This is a genomic window from Lactobacillus sp. 3B(2020), from assembly GCF_013487845.1.
Classification (GTDB): Bacteria; Bacillota; Bacilli; order Lactobacillales; family Lactobacillaceae; genus Limosilactobacillus; species Limosilactobacillus alvi.
This window is the reverse complement of sequence record NZ_CP047410.1, coordinates 2087205-2105637: the sequence shown is the minus strand read 5'-3', so window position 1 is coordinate 2105637 and position 18433 is coordinate 2087205. Positions and strand designations below refer to the sequence as shown.

Genomic DNA, 18433 nt, shown 5'->3' with positions numbered 1-18433 from the left:
GAATGATTAAGTTAACGAACGTTGATAAACAATACAAAGAACATCATGCATTGGATAATATTACTGTTGAATTTCCAGAAAAGGAAACGACGGTGATTTTAGGTCCATCGGGCGCTGGAAAATCAACGTTGTTACGGGCAATTAATCTTTTGGAACGCCCACAAAAGGGAATGATGACCATTGGTGATTTAACCGTTGATTTTAGTAATAATCTAAGCAATCATGAAATTTTAGCTTTACGTCGGAAAACAGCAATGGTTTTTCAGAGTTGGAACCTTTTCCCTCACTTAACGATCTTACGTAACATCACAGAAGGTCCAATTCATGTTCTGAAACAAAATAAGACGGTAGCTGAAAAGCACGCAATGGAGTTACTGGAACAAGTTGGGTTAGCTGATACGGCAAACCGGTATCCAAGTCAACTTTCCGGGGGGCAACAACAACGAATTTCGATTTGTCGGGCGCTGGCCATGAATCCTTACTACATTTTGTTTGATGAACCCACAAGCGCCTTAGACCCTGAACTTGAAGCCCAAGTCCTCCGGGTACTACAGGACCTAGCAAAAAGCCAACACTCAATGATTGTGGTAACTCATAACATGGAATTTGCCCGGCGGGTTGCCGATAAGATCGTTTTTGTTGAGGAAGGCCGGATCGAATTTGCTGGTACGAGTGATGAATTCTTTAACCGCCCAACCGAGCGGATTGCTAATTTCTTGGATGCCATGAAGTTCTGATTTTATAAAAGAGGAGTGAATGGGAAAAAGCTCTTTGACCGTAGTTGCTGAGTAACATTCGGAGATGAAAGTGACCTTCTGTGGTAAATCATAGTTATAGTCTAGTATGAATTCGGTTTGCCTTATGGTATAATTTCGATACATGGAAATCGCTCCTTTTTGTTTGTTTCGTGGTAATTACATCATATCAGGAGCGATTTCCTGTATACATAAAACCGGATGATGAATTATTCAAGAAATTCATCATCCGGTTTTTACTTTGGACTAGGAGTTTTTTCCCAACCTCCTCATCCTCTTTATAATTTAAAGTTTTCGCCGGACATCATAAGGCTTTGAAGCTTTGTGGTCGGCTGGAAGAGCATCCTTAGCATAAAAGATGGCGTACTCTTCGTCGTCTGGTCCCTTAGCAATTACGAGGTCATCAATGTGCTTTTCTTTTTTGTAAATTTGTCCTTTCCGTACCGCTTCATCATAATCATGAATGTTGGCGATTGAATCGCCGGGGTTAAAGAAAATACGATTATCCATCAAATCAGTCCTTTCATTAAGCTTGGCAAGGAAGTTCAAGTTTTGTCTTTACTAGGACATGCCCCTGGATGGCCCGGCGGAATTCGTTGAGCCAGTAACCATCTTGCAGTGGCAGCTTTGTATCAAGGGCATAGACAGTTAGGGTATAATTATGGGTTTTATCTGGTGGTTGGGGGCCATTGTACCCAACTTGGATATCAGCTTCCCGTGGCGCAAATTTGCTGACACTACTGTTTTTGCCCTGGATAAATTGCTTTCGTAATTCAGGATCAAAGCTGGCATTTTCTGGAATGATTTCCCATTTAACTGGAAGGTTAGCGGCTAACCAATGAATCCAAGTAAAGCCACAAACCGGAATTGAATCAAAATCCACAAAAGTTAAGGCTAATGACTTAGTACCAGTTGGCACATCCTTAATCTGGATGGGGAAGGAGCGGTTAGGCACTCCATGATAAATATCTGTAGCTGGTGCGTGCTTTGTGAAGCGGTCAGGCAGATGTTGATTTTTTAGCGCAACTGAAATTTCCATTTTGCCACCTCTTTCTGTTTACTTACTACCATTATAACCTATTGGGTAAACTTAACACGAAAATCCTGCAGGTCGGTTCTACTGAGTCCGAGAGTGGTCGTCAAGAATTCTTCTAAGCCTCCAAATTGATTATCAATCGTGTTAAAAGCCTCATTGAGATAATCGAGGTTAACCCCAGCGACCGCCCGAAAGTTCTGCAAGAAAAAGTCATTGCGGCCGGAAGCTTTAATTTGCTGAACCATTTTATCGATGATAGTTTTAGTAGTTTGGTTGGAAAGTAAATAGTCAGCCTGAATGGTTGCTTTTGGAACTCCAAGTGTGGCTAATAGAAGCGCAGCGGAAACGCCCGTCCGATCCTTCCCAGCGGTACAATGAAAAATTAAACTTTCATCATCGTTAAGGCTGAGAGCGATTTCGAACAACTTCTTGAAAGCTGCCTGACCACTAGGAAAAGTGATCATTTCATGATAAACATTTTTCATGTGGTGGTAACCAACGTTAGGTTCAACATCAGCCTTCGGGCCATAGCCAGCTAAACCTTTAGAAGAACGAGTTTTATCAGTGTCGAAAATGGGGTTAAAGTAATATTTGGTTTGGCTTGGGTAATGGTCTGGATCGGTTTTAACTTCTGCGGGGGAACGGAGATCGATGTCGGCGACTAAATTAAAATCCGTTAAAATCATTAAATCTTGCGAATCCAGATCTGCTAGTTTACCACTCCGGAGTAAGCGCCGCCATTTAACTTTTTTTCCACTGGTAGTTTGGTAACCACCTAAGTCCCGAAAGTTATAGCCCTTGGTGATTGGTAAAAGCCGATTCGTCATTAGTTTTCTCCTTCCAGTAAATTTTGAAGTGCATTTGCAAAATGTTTGCCAAGCGTAATTGATCCAGCTTGATCCGGATGAAGGCCATCGGTTGTTGAGGTTAACCAACCAGCCGTTTCGATAACCGGAAAGTTGAAGTCACGGCCCAACTGATGTAACTCCGAAGCAAAGGCTTGGGCAAAGGGAATTAAGATAGCGATTTGACCATTGAAATGTTTTTTTAGTTGGGAGAAGTAGGTTTGAGCAGCTAGCAAAAATTCATGCGAACTAAACTGCCGGTCATTCACCCCTAAATTAACGATGATCCACTGGCTAGTGGGTAAGGGGCAAGTGGCTTGGGTATCGATGTGGGTGAGCCAATGAATGGCTGGGGGAACTTGACCAGTTCCAGAACGAAGAAAGCCAGCTGCGGAGTAGGCAATCCGCCCAATGGGCATTTGTAGTTCTCTACTAGCAATCCCGATGTAATTACTTTCTGGATGATAGTCGATGCTCGCGTGCTTGCCACCAACCCAGCAACCGGCGGTAATTGAATCACCAATGACCGTAACTTGAGGAACAGTAACGATGGGTTGCCATTGTGCTTTGTCAGCAATTTCAATTCCGGTTAAGGCAAAGCCTTGGTGATTTTTCCAGACTTGATCTAAGTCACAATTACCACCGGTCATAATGGTAACAATTGCAGTTTCAGGAAGAGAAATGGTAAAGGGGTGGCCAGCGTAAAAGCTAGACCAATTACCATTATTAATTTTAATAACAAATTTAGCGTTAGGACTATACTGGTTAGCCCGGTTTTGACTTTTTATCGTAATTGACGGGCTTTGGTGAAGTTTAATGGTAAAAAAATTGCCGAGTAATGGGGTATACAAGCTTGGTTGATGTTCAAAAGTCCTTACTTGCCACCGACTTCCTGGATAGGTTGCGGTTATTAATTGCTTTGGACTTAAAGTTTTCATAATTTTACCTCCACTTTTTAATTATACCGTAAGACCAGTTAACATCACGAATTAGAAGAAATTTTCCAAAAAATGTAAGCGGTATCTTGACCAGGGTAAAAAAGGAGAGTAACATTATTTTAGTAAAGTTTTATTAAATTTAACCATGGAATTTTTGGAGGTTAATAAAATGAAGAAGGAAGAACTGCTCAAGAGCTATGAAGAAAATTTTCACACAGCAGGTCAAGATGTCTTTTTCTCACCAGGCCGGATTAATGTGATTGGGGAACATACCGATTACAATGGAGGTCGGGTTTTCCCATGCGCAATTAGCTTGGGGACTTACGCTGCTTATGGTCCCCGGGATGATGATGAAGTTCAATTGGCTTCCTTGAATATGGACGGTAAGATTGTTAGTTTCAAGCTTGACGATGACAAGCCAGAAACTGAAGACGATCGGAAGTGGACCAACTACTTCAAGGGAATGTTAGTATACCTTCGCCAAAGGGGATACCAGATTGACCACGGGTTTAACCTCTTAGTTCATGGGAATCTCCCTTATGGGGCAGGGCTTTCCTCTTCTGCTTCTATTGAAATGTTAATGGGGGAAGTTTTAAAGGAAGAATTTAAGCTTGATATTGAACAATTAGACCTTGTTAAGCTTGGTCAAAAAACGGAAAATGATTTCGTTGGTTTAAATTCCGGAATCATGGACCAATTTGCGGTTGGAATGGGAAAGAAGGATAATGCCATCTTCCTTGACTGCAATACTTTGGAATACAAATACATGCCGCTTGAACTTGGCGACTACGAGATTGTTATTATGAGTACAAATAAAAAGCACTCTTTGGCTGGTTCAGCTTATAATGAGCGGGTTGCCCAATGTCAAGAAGCTGTTAAGCGGCTCCAAACCAAGTTGGATATCCAAACCCTTGGGGAATTGGATTCCGAAACCTTTGATGAATACTCCTACTTAATTAATGATGATGTTTTGCTTCGCCGGGCTCGCCATGCTGTCTTTGAAAATGAACGGACAGTCAAGGCGACTGAAGCCATGAAGGCTGGGGACCTTGAAAAGCTTGGTCGTTTAATCAACGCTTCACACGTCTCTCTTCACTATGATTATGAAGTTTCGGGGATGGAATTGGATACCTTAGCTGAAGCTGCATGGCAACAACCAGGAGTTCTTGGTGCTCGGATGATTGGTGGGGGCTTCGCTGGAAGTGCCATTGCGATTGTTAAGAAGGATCAAGCTGAAAACTTGAAGGAAAAGGTTGGTAAGATCTACGAAGAAAAAGTGGGCTACGCGGCTAGCTTCTACGATGCTGAAATCGTGGATGGGCCACACAAGCTTTAATCTTGGCTACTAACCTAAAACGACGCAAATAACGCCTTCGCGCCACTGGTGGGTAGCGGTGGGCGTTATTTTTATTAGAGCGAGCAAAAAAGATAGTGAGGGGAATTTTAAACATGGGTGTAATTGCTGAATTCGCACAAGAAACAATTGATGCTGGCGCTTTTGAAGCATTAGACAAGGTTTACGTTGAAAATAAGATTCGGGCCTTAGTTGGGGATGAAGATGTTCCAGCCAAGGAAGGTAAGTTAGTTCCACAGCTTATTGAATTAGCGGTTAGTCGGGGTAAGATCGAAGATGGGCAAACGGCACGGGAAATCTTGAACGATCAACTTTACGATTTGATGACACCGCGGCCAAGTGTGATCAACCATGAATTTTGGCAAAAGCATATTGTCTCACCAGAAACGGCCACCGATTGGTTTTACAATCTTTGTACCAATAACGACTATGTTAAGGTTGACGCCATCAAGAAAAATGTGGTCTTTAATGAGAAGGTTAAAGATGGGAACGAGCTGGAAATTACAATTAACCTTTCGAAGCCTGAAAAAGATCCAAAGGCCATTGCGGCAGCGGCTCATGCAACTGCTAAGAAGTATCCACAATGCGCCCTTTGCCTTGAAAACGAGGGGTATTTGGGTCGGTTAGGTCAAGCAGCGCGGAGTAACCATCGGGTGATCCGGTTAAACGTTGGCGGGCAAAAATGGGGGATGCAATACTCACCATACGCCTACTTCAATGAACACTGTATCTTTCTGGACACTAAGCACGAACCGATGAAGATTGATCAACAGACTTTGATCAACTTGGTTGAAATTGAACGGCAATTCCCACACTACTTTGTTGGGAGTAACGCTGATTTGCCAATTGTTGGGGGTTCAATGTTAGCCCACGAACACTACCAAGGTGGCCGGCACACCTTTCCAATGATGAAGGCTAAAATTAAAAAACCGCTTCACTTCTCAGATTTTCCAGCGGTAAAAGCCGGGGTCGTTGATTGGCCGATGAGTGATATTCGTTTAACGAGTGAAGACACAATTCAATTAATTCAATTAGGAACTTACATCATGGATAAGTGGAACCACTATGATGACGAGAGTCTCCAAATTAAGGCCTTTGGAGTTGATGGCGAACGCCACCACACGGTTACACCGATTATGCACCGGGAAGGTACAGCTTATGTCTTGGACCTTGTTTTACGCGATAACAATACTAATGATGATTATCCACTAGGGATTTTCCACCCTCACGCTGAAAAATGGCACATTAAGAAAGAGAATATTGGTTTAATTGAAGTTATGGGGCGGGCAATCTTACCTGCCCGGTTGAAGAGCGAATTAAACGAAGTTAAGAAATTCTGGCTTGGGGAAGCTAATGAAATTACGGATGCTCATCTTCCATGGGCTAAAGAAGTTCAATCTCGGCGGGAAATTACTAAGGATAATGTGGAACAAGTTTTACACGAAGAAGTAGCCCAAGTCTTTGGGGATGTTTTAGCTGATGCTGGAGTCTTCAAGAATGATGAAGCTGGTCAAGCCGGTTGGGAACGTTTCTTGCAAATTCTCTAAACTTGTAAGACAATTGAAAAATATGATTTAGGTGTTCACGGGAGGTGTTATAGATGGCAGTAACATTACGGGATATCGCAAAGCGAGCAGACGTTTCTTTAGCAACGGTTTCGCGCGTTTTGAATGATGATCCGCAGTTAGCAGTGAGCGAAGAAACCCGGAAGCGGATTTTAACCATTGCGGAAGAGTTGTCATATACTAAACGCCGCCGCCGTGATAACGTTACCCGGCATAAAGTCGTGATTGTTCAGTGGTACCCGGAAATGCAAGAGCTAACGGATTTGTATTACCTGAATATCCGGATTAATGTCGAGAAAGAAGCCCAGGAGGCTGGCTTAGTTACGGAAACGGTGTTTGCCAATAATCTAGCCCAGATTCCAAAAGATACTGCGGGGATTATTGCCCTCGGGAAGTTTAGTGTTGCGCAATTAAAACGGATGCGAGCCGTTTCAAAAGAGCTAGTGGTAATTGACAGCGATGTCCTATCACAAGGGTATGGTTGCGTAGTTCCTGATTTTGAAGGGGGAATAACTCAGGCCACCCAAGCCTTATTAGCTCACTACCAGAGCGTTGGCATGATTGCTGGGCATGAAACAACCACAGATGGCAAGCCAGTTGTTGACGAGCGAGAAAGTGCCTTTAAAGCAGCGATGGGCTCACAGTTTAAGCCAGAATCGCTAAGAACGGGTGATTATTCGGAAGCGAGTGGTTATCAAGAAATGCAAGCCTTATTAGCTTTAGGACCGAAACAGCGGCCCCGGGCAGTGATTGTGGCTAATGATGTGATGACGGTTGGGGCCTTGCGAGCAATCCATGAAGCTAACTTAGCAATTCCAAATGAAATTGCGATTGTAACTTTCAACGATACCAGTGTAGCGCGTTATATGTATCCACCACTTTCCGCAATTCGGGTGCCAACTGAACAAATGGCCGCAATGGGGGTTGCTTTACTCCATCAACGTCTAACGGTTTCTGATCTTGCCCCTCAACGGGTTGTGGTCGGAACAAGCCTAGTTCAGCGTCAAAGTGCAGAACTGTAAGTTAGACCGATAATTTAGAAAGAGGTTGGGAAAAAAGCTCCTTGACGGCCTGGTTGGGATAAGAAGAGCGAAGGTTGATTCATTAGAATCGGCCTTTCGTTCGCACTTATCCGCTAAGGCCGTGCTTTTTGACCTTAGTTACTGAGTAACATTCGGAGATAAAAGAGAGGCCGGAAAGAAACTCATGTTTCTTCCCAGCCCCTCTTTTTATTAGTGTAGTGAGAACATTAAAAAGGGTGAGGTTAGGGAAAATTCCCAGTCTCACCCTTTTGTATCGCCGAATATTGTTCAGAAACCACGGTTGAGCAGTAACTAAGTGGACACTACCTTCCTTATGGTCGACCCGATCCTACTTATCTTGCATGGGTTTGCAAACGTCAAACACGTTAGTTCACCCTAAGACCGTTAAGAAAATTTTCTCCCAACCTATTCTTTAATCGCCTTAACCACGAAGAGGTGGGCATAGAAGTCAGCGGGATCCTTTTCTGGTTGGGTCCGATCCATTACCCGTGGTACAAAGTAACCAGCGTTCATTAATTCTGCCCCGGAGTAGGTTTCAGGGTCATCGTTAATGTGGTAATTCATTTCGGGGTTTAAGCCAGTGAAATAGTACCGAATATAAGCTGGGTTAGCACCATTGAGAATTTGGAACCGGGCCCCAATGGCTTCGGTCTGATCGTCATTCACGACTTCCCAGCCGTAAACGTTGTCACTAGTGTCGGGTGTTTCTAACCGGTAGAAGTTCCCAAATTGGAAGAGGGAGCGGTATTGCTTATAAAAGGCTACTTGTTTTTTGATCGTCGCTTGTTCTTCAGCACTTAACTTGGTGATGTCAAGTTCGTAACCAAAGTCACCGAAGTAAGCAACTTTAGCCCGAGTATCAATTGAAGTGATCCGGGCAACTTGGTCGTTTGGAACGGCAGAGACATGGGCTCCCCACATATTTGGCCGGTAGCCATAAGAAGTTCCGTCTTGAACTAGGATCCGCTCAATGGCATCAGTATCGTCACTAGCCCAAGCTTGAGGAGCATAGTACATCATACCGAGGTCGAAACGACCACCACCGGATGCACAAGATTCAAAGAGAACATTTGGATAAGCCGCTGTTAAGCGATCGTAGAGCTTGTAAACGCCGAGGATGTACCGGTGGGCAAATTCAAGTTGTTGATTGGCTGGGAGTGCTGCCCCATACATTTCCGTAATGCTTCGGTTCATGTCCCATTTGATGTAATCCAGTTTAGTAGTTTCGATTACGGCTGAAATCTTTTCAACCAAGTAGTCAACAACTTCTGGCCGGGTCATATCTAAAACAAATTGATGCCGCGCAGGGGTTGATGTCCGCCCTGGGGTAGCGATCATCCATTCAGGATGGTCAGAGTATAGTTGACTGTCAATAGAGATCATTTCGGGTTCAAACCAAAGTCCAAACTTTAAGCCAAGGTCGTGTACCTTTTGAGCAAAGCCGCCAATGCCATTGGTAAATTTCTTTTCATCAGTAAACCAATCACCGAGGCTAGAACGATCGTTATCCCGGTGACCAAACCAACCATCATCAAGGACAAACATTTCAATCCCGAGTTCCTTAGCTCGCTTAACAATTGGCATTAACTTGTCTTCAGTAAAGTCCATGAAGGTTGCTTCCCAGTTGTTAATCAAGATTGGTCGTTCTTGCTTAACAAAGTGCTGGTTAAGCAGGTGGTGGTCATAGAAGTGACCTAATTGTTGACTCAAGGCGTTCAAACCTTCGGTAGTGTAAGTAAGAACAGCTTCTGGAGTTTGGAAGCTCGTGTTGGCCTTCAAGTTCCAGCCAAATTCGGTTGGGTTAATTCCAACCATTATCCGAGCAGTGTCAAATTGATCAACTTCGATTTCGTCCTTAAAATTGCCGGAGTAAATAAAGTTAAATCCGTAAGCGGCCCCTTGATTATTATCAGTGTGAGGCCGAGCCAAGATAAAGAAAGGATTTTCTTGGTGACTTGAGTGAGCTCGAACCGATTCAATGCTTTGACTTCCTGGCCGTAAGTGATTCCGGTAAAGGTGCCGTTCCCGCGCCCATGAACCAGCAAATTGTAAGAAGTCGTAATCAGCATCTGGCAAGTCAAGTTGGGCGCTAGCTGCCCGATTAATAAAGACGTCATCACCATTATTTGTGAAGGTAGCACTCCGAACAATTACGTCTTCATCTTCAAAAACAGTGTAGTGTAAAGCTAATTCGATTTGAAGCAGTTTATCAATCAAAGTGATTGTCAGGGTTTGGCTGTCGTGGTGGTCGTCATCAAAACTAGATGGTTGGTCGACTAGGCGTTGCTTACCGTCAACTAATTGATAACTTTGGTACTTAAATTCACTAATCCGGGAACCATCAGCAGCTGTAATTTGGTAGGCCGGAACCCGGTAGTCACCCTTTCCGAGGCTAGCATATTCTTGTTTAATTAATTCGAGTTGAAAGTCAGTTTGTTGTTCATTAAGGGTGTTGGTACAATCGTGTTCTTCCATCCGAGTTAGGTTATCGTAGCTGGCCTTAACCGGAACGGTAGCACCGTAGTAAACTTGGCCAAGTTCGCCATTTTCTAAAACACGGAAGATATAACTGGTCTTTTTAGTTTGAAGGTGAAAAACTTTTGAACTTTCATTAACATGAATTGACATAACGATATTCCTTTCCTGGTAAAAAACGGACCCGGACAAGGATTAACTTGAGCGGATCCGTTCAGCGCTAACTAGTTTCTAAAGATACTAATTAATTATTTATTATCGATTTCAAGAATCTTTTCACCATGCTTAACGGTACCGGATTCTTTAGTGAACTTAAGCTCGTAGTCTGGTGTATCATCTGACTTCGTGAAGGCAACCATTACAGTATCATCGTGGCCAGCCTTAGTGATTGCTGGCGCCCAGAATTCAAGTAATTTGTCACCGGCCTTAACATGTTGTCCCTTTTCAACGTAGGAAACAAAACCAGTACCGTGCATTTGAATCGTATCAACCCCAACGTGGATCAATACTGGAACGCCATTAGCACTCCGAAGTCCAATTGCGTGACGGGTGGTTGGGAAGTCAGCAACAACTTCACCATCGAATGGGGCGAAGATTTGCCCATCGCTAGGCTTAATTGCAAATCCCTTACCCATTGAACCGTTAGCAAAGGCAGGGGCAGCAACAGCTGACAATGGTTCAATTTCACCGTCAACTGGAGCTTGGAATTGAATTGTTTCCGCCTTAACTTCGGCGATGGCTGCGGCTTCACTTTCACCTTCAAGGTGTTGGTGCCAAGTCTTTTCCAATTCTTCCACGATTTCAGCATGCATCTTTTCGTCCAACTTAACCTTGCGGATAAAGAATGTTGTCCCGATCAAGATCAAAGCAGCTGGAACTAAGAACATCATAGACTTGAAGATAATTACTCCATGAGTGGTAATGTCAGCGTAAGTGTGACCAGAAATCATGCCGGCCGCCGCCGCCGTGGAACCAACGAGCCCACCAGAGATAGCCCCACCGAACTTGTCGAGCAATGGCCGAACCGAAAGGATAACCCCTTCATCACGGTGCCCGATCTTTAATTGTCCGTATTCAACAGAGTCGGTGATGATCATCAAAACAACCAAGAAGATCAATGGTTGTGGCAACATGAAGATAACCCCACCGGTGATAACCATGGCAAGGGATTTACCAGCAAAACCAAAGATTACCAAACCAATTAACATAACTAAGATGGAGTATAAGAAGACCTTCCGGCGACTAAACTTCTTAGCTAAACCTGGGAAAAGGGAAACCGTAACGATCCCGATTAACCCGTTGATTAAAGCATAAATCGTGTAGGTTGCGGCGTGTCCTAAAATGTAGGTAAAGTAGTAAAGTTGGAAGGAATTCATCAAGGTTGCCCCAGTCGTGTAGAACACATACGTTAAGGCAATAGCCATCAATTGGTCATTTTTGATTAAAACTCCAATAACTTTCCGGAAAGTAGTCTTTTCGGTGTTCTTTCGGAGCTCGTTATCCTTTTCATGAGTGAAGACTCCAACACCGATCGCAGTTACCGCAGCGATGGTAGCAACGATAGCAGCAAAGGCAAACCAACCACGGCTGTCTCCTGAGCCGCCATTAGATTGAAGAGAGAAGAAGAGAACGATTGGCATAACGATAACCCCAACCAGTTGGCCCCCTAAAGTTGAACCAACCCGGGCAAACGTCGCCGTCTTTTCCCGTTCAGCTGAATCAAATGAGATGGCTGGAATCATACCCCAGAACGCAATATCGTTAAAGGAGTAGAAGATATCCATGGTAATGTAAAGAATTGCAAAAATGACTAAGTAAAGCCATGGACTCTTGTAAGTTAAACCACCCATGTCCGTGAAAAGAATTGCGATTGCGACAGCGGAAACGATTCCACCACCAACAACCCACGGTTTAAAGTGACCCCACTTAGTATCGGTGTTATCAATAACATTTCCAATAAATGGGTCAATAATTAATTCGACAATCCGTAGGATCATAATAATCATGGAGATGTAGTAGACCATTCGGGTCGCTTCACCGCCAGCGTTGCTACTGAATAAGTGTCCAGTAACAAACATCATGAAGTAAGTCGAGAGCATCCCATAAAACATATCGTGCCCAAAAGCACCAAATGAGTATGCAATCCGGGAACCCATCGTCTTACCTGAGCTACCTTCACTCATTAATTTGTACCTCCTCAAAATAAAGATATGCAAATACCGTTTACATTAAGCATTTTAAGCGCTTACACTAAATTGGTCAATGCTTTTTACTAAAAATTTTACTCGCTTTTTCTTAATGTTGAGAATTGATAATTATGTGATAAAAAATAATTCCCATCACCTATACCAATTTGATAAGGAAATGAGAATAAAAATGATAATATTTATTTTTTAAAAGCTCTAAATGATGTTTTAATTTTTAACATCAATATGATGATGTAAAATCGGTAAAAAATGTTTATCGGCCCAACCAATAATTGCACCTTGGGTGAGAATGTTATATAGGGTTCCCCAACCAAAAGAATATAGTTGGTGAGTAACAGCAAAGACGATTAAAACGATCAAAAGGGGTGGAACATTACTTAACCATTGAGAAGTAACTGGCGACCCATGGAGAAAGCGGAAACGAAGGATATATGGCATATCATCATTTGGATGCATGATTAGGTTTGCCCGTTGGTAGAGGGAAACGGCGCAGGCAACGCCGAAGAGACCGATTACGTCAAAAATAATTCGCCAACCAAGGCCAACGTTAGGAATACCAATTAAAACGAAGATGTGCTCGAAAAAGGCTAACAAATAGGAAAAGGGAGTAATGAATAGCAAATTACGAATTAAGCGAAAATAATCAAAGCGGCCAAGTAAAAGTAAGTTAACAAAGGCAACAATTACTCCTTCAAGGAAGAGAATGTTACCAAGAGAGAAATGAAGCCAACTACTTAAACTTACCGCGGAAGCTGTCCAAATAGCACTCCCTAAGTGGGTTGAAACTGTTAAGGCATTGAAGAAACTGTTGATTAAAATTGAAAGCACTAGAAATGATAAGCGCCCGTTAAAACTATTTGCCCGAGCAACCCGGGAGGATTGGGGTGAGATTGGCATTAAAGAAACTCCCTTCGAAAAATTAAAATCACTTTTACTCTACCACAGATTTAATTTTGGTTGCTAATAGTAGTGGAAAAATTCCCAGCCTCTTAAATTTAGTGACCTTAGTAATTTTTCCACCCACGATCGTATCTTTTTGTCCAAACCAGGCCGTTGAGAATTTTTTTGCCCCTGCTGTAAATGTATTGTTGGGATTTTTTTAGGAAAAGGATTAAAGCTTGGTTAAAAATGTAAAAGCATGTGGTAAAGTAGAATTATTAAACATTTAGCATGGAGGGAAAAGAATGAAGCATTACCGATTAAGTCGCCTCTCTTTAGGGTGGCAAATTATGATTGGCCTTATTGCTGGGATTATTGTTGGAGCGATGTTTTATAAAAATCAAGCAGCTATTACAATTCTCCAAAGCCTAGGGACAATCTTTTTGCGAATGATCCAAATGATCGTTATGCCAATTGTGATTTCTTGTTTAACAGTTGGGATAGCTAATATTGGTGATATTAAGAAGCTTGGGCGGATTGGGGGAAAAACGTTAATCTACTTCGAAGTTTTAACCACGATCGCAATTATCTTAGGGCTAATTGTCGGAAACCTTGCTCATCCAGGAAGCTTCATTGATATTCATAAGCTCCAGGCAACGAGTATTTCTTCTTACATGGCTAGTGCGAAGACGGCTTCTCATACCGGCTTTTGGGATACGCTCCTTGCGATTATTCCAACCAATATTTTTAAGTCAATCGCTGACGGCGATATGATGCCGGTAATCTTCTTCTGCGTCTTCTTTGGCCTCGGTTTAGCTGCTATTGGTGAACAGGCTAAACCGGTCATCAATTTCCTCAATACGGTTGCTGAAGTGATGTTTAAGGTCACTAACTGGGTAATGAAGTATGCGCCAATTGGGGTTTTTGGTTTAATTGGGATGACAATTGCCCAAATGGGATTAAGCGCGTTGTTACCACTTGGTTACTTTATTTTGATTGCTTACCTGACGATGGCCTTCTTCTGTGTGGTAGTGCTTGGAATTGTGGCCAAAATCTTCCATTTGCATTACTGGAAGACGATGAAGGTGATTGCAAGTGAGATTATTTTAGCCTTTTCAACGGCAAGTTCTGAAGTTACGCTTCCACGGCTGATTGATAAGACCCAAAAGATGGGGGTTGAACAAGGGATCACTTCCTTTGTTATCCCAACAGGGTATACCTTTAACCTTGATGGTTCAGCGATTTATCAATCTTTAGCAGCGCTTTTCTTGGCTCAAGCGTACGGCTTACACTTGACCTGGGCGCACCAATTTACTTTACTGGTCGTCTTAATGATTACCTCTAAAGGGATGGCTGGAGTACCAGGGGCCTCCTTTGTGGTCTTATTAGCTAGTGTTTCGACAATTGGGGTCCCAGTAGCTGGTTTGACCTTTATTGCCGGAATTGACCGGTTTGTCGACATGGGTCGGACGGCCGTTAACGTGGTTGGTAATTCAATTGCCACCCTTGTAATTGGGGAATCGGAAAAGGCCCTTGACCGCAATAAATATGAACATTATCTAGATAATTACATGAAAGCACAGGGATTAGATGACAACACAATTACCATTACGAAGTGAAGTTCCAGCAGAATTAACCTGGGACCTGACCCTTTTATATGCCGATGATGAAGCAATGCAAAAAGCCTTAAAGGCAACGGCAAAGAAAGCGCAACACCTGGCTACTTTTAAAGGGCAGATCACCACAGCTAAACAATTAGCAACGGTTTTGACCTTAGCTAAGGAAATCGACGAAGAATTAGAAAAAGAATATGTTTACGCCTTTTTACGGCGGGATAGTGATACAACGGACGCAACTGCTACAGCTTTGTTTGGGCAAGCCGCTCAAGTTGCAACGCAAATTGAAACTCAGTTGGCTTTTATTGATCCGGAAATTTTGGCATTAAGCGATGAACAATTAGCTGACTGGCAAGCGAATGAACCTGCTTTGGCTGAGTTTGAATTCCAATTAACCAGTTTGCAAAAACAAAAAGCCCACGTATTGGCTGGTGAACAAGAACGGCTCTTATCACGGTTGAATCACGCTTTAGATGGTGCCAGTGAGATTTACAACACCTTAAACGATGCGGATTTGGATTTTGGCAAGATTCGTGATGAAAATGGTAACTTAGTTCAATTAACGCATGGGAACCGGAGTCAATATACTGAATCAACGAATCGGAAGGTTCGTAAAGAAGCGGCCTTAGCTTATCAAAAGCCATATCATCAATTACGGCATACCTTTGCGGCCACCCTCAATAGTTTTATTGATAGTGAAAATGCCCTGGCAGAATTACGAAATTATCCTTCGGCCCGGGCGGCAGCACTTGGGCGTAACCAAATTGACGAAACGGTCTATGATAACTTAATTAAAACGGTTAATGCCCATCTTGACTTAGCGCATCGTTGGTATGCTTTAAAGAAGAAGTATCTCAAACTAGATCATTTCTATCAATATGACATTCCCACCCCACTGGCAGGAACGGATATCTTAAAAACTAGCTATGAAGATGGTAAAAAGATGGTCCTCAAGGCGATGCAAGTGCTTGGGGACGAATACGTTACCGGTTTAAAGGAAGAATTTGCGAACCGTTGGGTTGATGTTGCTGAAAACAAGGGGAAGCGGTCCGGCGGTTACCAAATTAGCGTTTATCAAGCTAATCCGTTTATCCTGTTAAACTGGACGGATAAGTTGTACTCAACCTTTGTTCTGGCTCATGAATCGGGCCATGCGATGCACTCGTGGTTTAGCCAACATCATCAACCGTCCGAATATGCCGATGCACCAATTTTTTTGGCCGAGGTAGCTTCGACATTTAATGAAAATATTTTAACGGATTGGTTACTGAAAAATTATGATGATCCAAAGGTCCAACTGTATGTACTTGAACAATCAATTGATGGTTTTATTGGGACGATTTACCGTCAAACTCAATTTGCGGAATTTGAACATCAGGCATACATGACTCAACAGGCAGGACAGACCTTAACTGCTGATTATTTGGACCAGGTAAATGAAAAGCTATTAAAGAAGTACTACGGTCCGGCAGTTGAATTAACAGGAACTTTAACGCAGAGTTGGGCCTACGTACCACACTTCTACATGAATTACTATGTTTATCAATACGCTACTTCTTGGGCGATTTCAACGAGTTTAGCGGCGTCAGTTCTTGCGGAAGAATCCGGAGCTAAGGAACGTTACTTAGCTTTCTTGTCAGCTGGTGGTTCAGCAACGCCAGCCCAAATTCTTAAGCAGGCCGGGATTGATATCACCAATACAGAATACCTTGAACGAGCCTTAAAGGTTTTTGAACATCGGCTTGACCAAGTTGAAGCTTTGCTAGCTAAGGTTGACAATGGCTCTGCAGTTAACTAAAATAAAAAACAATTAAATAGACTGGTTTAATTGCTCCCCGGGGTGATTAAAATTAACTAGCACCAACCATCTTTCTCTAGGGTATCCCAAGTTTGGGTATGAAAGATAGGGGGTGCTTTTTTGGAAAAAGGAGGATTTTCAATGAAAGTAAAGGTTAACCAGTTAGATGGACTAACTAATCGAGAATTCTTAGCGATTGCCAAAGAACGGGTAAGGGTCTTTGTTGTTGAACAGACGTGTTACTATCAGGAAATTGATGATGAAGATGCTACCGCTTATCATTTACGTTTGTTTGATGATCAAGATCATTTGGTCGGTTACACGCGAATGATGGACGAAGGGACATACGCCACTTTTGGTCGGGTCCTCGTTCCTAAAGCTAAACGAGGAAATGGCTATGGTCGGGTCCTTGTCCAAACTACAATTGAAAAAACAAAGCAATTATTTCCCGGGAAATCAATTATAATTGAAGCGCAAAACTATCTTTGCGATTTCTATGCTTCATTTGGTTTTCAAACGATTTCAGAGGTGTTTTTATTGGATGGTATTCCGCACGTTAAAATGCAACTAGACGGAGAAGTAAAGAATGAAAATGGCGATTAGGAAGGAAATCAACCATTATGTTTTACGAAATATTTTGGCGAACGTCGGTCTATCAACCTATGTAATTATTGATACCCTTTTTATTGCGCTTGCTGCTGGCTCGCTGGGCTTAACGGTTTTGAATCTCGCCTTACCGCTTTTTAATATTTTTAACGCTACCGGTTTATTACTGGGAGTTGGTGGAGCAACCTATTTCTCCTTAAATAAGGTTAAGAACCCCCAAAGAGTGCGGACGCTTTACAGTCAATTAATAATTTTTGCTTTGATTCTAGGGGTAATTGAGATTGGTTTAATTACTATCTTTTTAGATCCAGTGTTACATTTACTAGGAGCAAATCGTCAAACCCTAGCTCTGGGACGAACCTATGTGGGCTTCATGTGTTTTAGTGCCCCCTTATATATGTGTAATTACATCACGATTAATTTTGTTCGAAATGATGGTAATCCAAGCTTGACGATGATAGCAACCTTAACGGAAACGGTTTTTGTGATTATTATTGATTGGTTCTTTATTTTTAAACTAGGGTTACATATGGAAGGAGCGGCCTTGGCGGTAATCTTTTCACCACTCTGTAGCTTATTAGTTTTAAGCCAACACCTGCGATTTAAAAAGCGCCAACTTGAATGGCATTGGTGTCTCCCTAAGTGGCAGACATTGAAGACGGCAGCCCGGCTAGGGATTGCCCCCTTCTTGAACGAAATGAGTAGCGGGATTAGTGTCTATGTATTCAATTGGATGTTACTGTATCTAGCAGGTAACTATGCTGTAGCTGCTTATGGAGTCGTTGCTAATATTGCAATCGTTACCTTAGCAGCAGCGAACGGAGTGGCTTTAGGGGTGCAACCAATCGCCAGTCGAGAATTTGGTAAGCATGCAATGAAAAATGCCGTTATCGCCTTTAAGCACGGTCTGAGGTTAACGATTGGCTTAGCTTTAATCTTAATGATTAGCTTGATTATCTTTAAGCGGCCGGTTATCAATCTATTTAATACGGAACATCAACCCCAATTGTTATCGTATGCATTGGTCGGCATGCCAATTTACTTTACCAGTACGGTTTTTACAGCGGTTAATATCTTAATCATCATTTTTTTAACTGCTATTAACCAAGGAAGTACGTCTTTCCACCTTTCTTTGTTACGAGGATATGTGATTTTAATTCCATTAATTGTTATTCTTGCGCTTACCCTCGGGGTAAACGGAGTTTTTGCGGCGATGCCGATTAATGAGATCATCGTAATGGTTTTGGGTGGGGTTATCATGCGGAGTAAACTTCGAGAAATGCAAAGAAATTCTTTGTGAGCGAATTAAATATAAA

General features: G+C 42.5%; 15 protein-coding genes. 8 read left to right on the top strand and 7 right to left on the bottom strand.

Features of this window, described 5'->3' with window-relative positions:
• The first annotated feature begins 2 nt into the window (after positions 1–2).
• Positions 3–737, top strand: a complete 735-nt coding sequence (locus tag GTO83_RS10390) for an amino acid ABC transporter ATP-binding protein (RefSeq protein ID WP_180871014.1) — start codon at positions 3–5, stop codon at positions 735–737.
• A gap of 303 nt (positions 738–1040) precedes the next feature.
• Here GTO83_RS10390 and GTO83_RS10385 read toward each other — a convergent pair whose 3' ends face one another.
• Genes GTO83_RS10385 through GTO83_RS10370 form a run of 4 tightly spaced genes read right to left on the bottom strand, consistent with a single transcriptional unit; the run spans position 1041 to position 3574 of the window.
• Entirely contained in the window at positions 1041–1265 is a 225-nt protein-coding gene (locus GTO83_RS10385) for a hypothetical protein (protein ID WP_180871012.1), read from the bottom strand.
• A 16-nt stretch (positions 1266–1281) separates the two neighbouring features.
• On the bottom strand, positions 1282–1794 hold the full coding sequence (locus tag GTO83_RS10380) for a YbhB/YbcL family Raf kinase inhibitor-like protein (protein ID WP_180871011.1): 513 nt from the start codon (positions 1792–1794) through the stop codon (positions 1282–1284).
• A 38-nt stretch (positions 1795–1832) separates the two neighbouring features.
• Positions 1833–2618, bottom strand: a complete 786-nt coding sequence (locus tag GTO83_RS10375) for a tyrosine-protein phosphatase (RefSeq protein WP_180871009.1) — start codon at positions 2616–2618, stop codon at positions 1833–1835.
• Positions 2618–3574: a hypothetical protein gene (locus tag GTO83_RS10370; protein ID WP_180871007.1), complete on the bottom strand. Its 957-nt coding sequence runs from the start codon at positions 3572–3574 to the stop codon at positions 2618–2620. The genes GTO83_RS10375 and GTO83_RS10370 overlap by 1 nt, the downstream gene beginning before the upstream one ends.
• Before the next feature lie 169 nt (positions 3575–3743).
• Between GTO83_RS10370 and GTO83_RS10365 the strand changes: the two genes are divergently transcribed.
• The 3 genes from GTO83_RS10365 (at position 3744) to GTO83_RS10355 (ending at position 7515) form a co-directional block, all read left to right on the top strand.
• Entirely contained in the window at positions 3744–4910 is a 1167-nt protein-coding gene (locus GTO83_RS10365; RefSeq protein ID WP_180871005.1) for a galactokinase, read from the top strand.
• 113 nt (positions 4911–5023) lie between these two features.
• Positions 5024–6475, top strand: coding sequence for a UDP-glucose--hexose-1-phosphate uridylyltransferase (locus GTO83_RS10360; RefSeq protein ID WP_180871003.1), 1452 nt, complete (start codon positions 5024–5026; stop codon positions 6473–6475).
• Between the two features lie 53 nt (positions 6476–6528).
• Complete coding sequence (locus tag GTO83_RS10355; protein ID WP_180871001.1) at positions 6529–7515, top strand: LacI family DNA-binding transcriptional regulator; 987 nt, start codon at positions 6529–6531, stop codon at positions 7513–7515.
• 426 nt (positions 7516–7941) lie between these two features.
• Here the strand turns inward: GTO83_RS10355 and GTO83_RS10350 are convergent, their stop codons facing one another.
• The 3 genes from GTO83_RS10350 to GTO83_RS10340 form a co-directional block, all read right to left on the bottom strand.
• The gene (locus GTO83_RS10350; RefSeq protein ID WP_180870999.1) at positions 7942–10164 is read right to left on the bottom strand and encodes an alpha-galactosidase; all 2223 of its coding nucleotides are present in this window, start codon (positions 10162–10164) and stop codon (positions 7942–7944) included.
• Between the two features lie 95 nt (positions 10165–10259).
• A complete protein-coding gene (locus GTO83_RS10345) occupies positions 10260–12194 on the bottom strand; it encodes a glycoside-pentoside-hexuronide (GPH):cation symporter (RefSeq protein WP_180870997.1) in 1935 nt (644 codons plus the stop codon).
• A 231-nt stretch (positions 12195–12425) separates the two neighbouring features.
• Positions 12426–13115: a hypothetical protein gene (locus GTO83_RS10340; protein ID WP_180870995.1), complete on the bottom strand. Its 690-nt coding sequence runs from the start codon at positions 13113–13115 to the stop codon at positions 12426–12428.
• A 287-nt stretch (positions 13116–13402) separates the two neighbouring features.
• On the opposite strand from GTO83_RS10340, the gene GTO83_RS10335 reads away from it, so the two are divergent.
• From GTO83_RS10335 to GTO83_RS10320, 4 genes are all read left to right on the top strand, one after another.
• On the top strand, positions 13403–14716 hold the full coding sequence (locus tag GTO83_RS10335) for a dicarboxylate/amino acid:cation symporter (protein ID WP_180870993.1): 1314 nt from the start codon (positions 13403–13405) through the stop codon (positions 14714–14716).
• A complete protein-coding gene (pepF, locus tag GTO83_RS10330) occupies positions 14688–16511 on the top strand; it encodes an oligoendopeptidase F (protein ID WP_180870991.1) in 1824 nt (607 codons plus the stop codon). The genes GTO83_RS10335 and pepF overlap by 29 nt, the downstream gene beginning before the upstream one ends.
• Positions 16512–16652: 141 nt before the next feature.
• Positions 16653–17114, top strand: coding sequence for a GNAT family N-acetyltransferase (locus tag GTO83_RS10325; RefSeq protein ID WP_180870989.1), 462 nt, complete (start codon positions 16653–16655; stop codon positions 17112–17114).
• On the top strand, positions 17098–18417 hold the full coding sequence (locus GTO83_RS10320; protein ID WP_180870988.1) for an MATE family efflux transporter: 1320 nt from the start codon (positions 17098–17100) through the stop codon (positions 18415–18417). The genes GTO83_RS10325 and GTO83_RS10320 overlap by 17 nt, the downstream gene beginning before the upstream one ends.
• Positions 18418–18433 lie beyond the last annotated feature (16 nt).

What these genes read in the sequence shown, in the direction of transcription:
- GTO83_RS10390 (WP_180871014.1), top strand. Translation starts at nt 3, where the DNA reads ATGATTAAGTTAACGAACGTTGATAAACAATACAAAGAACATCATGCA.
- GTO83_RS10385 (WP_180871012.1), bottom strand. Translation starts at nt 1,265, where the DNA reads ATGGATAATCGTATTTTCTTTAACCCCGGCGATTCAATCGCCAACATT.
- GTO83_RS10380 (WP_180871011.1), bottom strand. Translation starts at nt 1,794, where the DNA reads ATGGAAATTTCAGTTGCGCTAAAAAATCAACATCTGCCTGACCGCTTC.
- GTO83_RS10375 (WP_180871009.1), bottom strand. Translation starts at nt 2,618, where the DNA reads ATGACGAATCGGCTTTTACCAATCACCAAGGGCTATAACTTTCGGGAC.
- GTO83_RS10370 (WP_180871007.1), bottom strand. Translation starts at nt 3,574, where the DNA reads ATGAAAACTTTAAGTCCAAAGCAATTAATAACCGCAACCTATCCAGGA.
- GTO83_RS10365 (WP_180871005.1), top strand. Translation starts at nt 3,744, where the DNA reads ATGAAGAAGGAAGAACTGCTCAAGAGCTATGAAGAAAATTTTCACACA.
- GTO83_RS10360 (WP_180871003.1), top strand. Translation starts at nt 5,024, where the DNA reads ATGGGTGTAATTGCTGAATTCGCACAAGAAACAATTGATGCTGGCGCT.
- GTO83_RS10355 (WP_180871001.1), top strand. Translation starts at nt 6,529, where the DNA reads ATGGCAGTAACATTACGGGATATCGCAAAGCGAGCAGACGTTTCTTTA.
- GTO83_RS10350 (WP_180870999.1), bottom strand. Translation starts at nt 10,164, where the DNA reads ATGTCAATTCATGTTAATGAAAGTTCAAAAGTTTTTCACCTTCAAACT.
- GTO83_RS10345 (WP_180870997.1), bottom strand. Translation starts at nt 12,194, where the DNA reads ATGAGTGAAGGTAGCTCAGGTAAGACGATGGGTTCCCGGATTGCATAC.
- GTO83_RS10340 (WP_180870995.1), bottom strand. Translation starts at nt 13,115, where the DNA reads ATGCCAATCTCACCCCAATCCTCCCGGGTTGCTCGGGCAAATAGTTTT.
- GTO83_RS10335 (WP_180870993.1), top strand. Translation starts at nt 13,403, where the DNA reads ATGAAGCATTACCGATTAAGTCGCCTCTCTTTAGGGTGGCAAATTATG.
- pepF (WP_180870991.1), top strand. Translation starts at nt 14,688, where the DNA reads ATGACAACACAATTACCATTACGAAGTGAAGTTCCAGCAGAATTAACC.
- GTO83_RS10325 (WP_180870989.1), top strand. Translation starts at nt 16,653, where the DNA reads ATGAAAGTAAAGGTTAACCAGTTAGATGGACTAACTAATCGAGAATTC.
- GTO83_RS10320 (WP_180870988.1), top strand. Translation starts at nt 17,098, where the DNA reads ATGAAAATGGCGATTAGGAAGGAAATCAACCATTATGTTTTACGAAAT.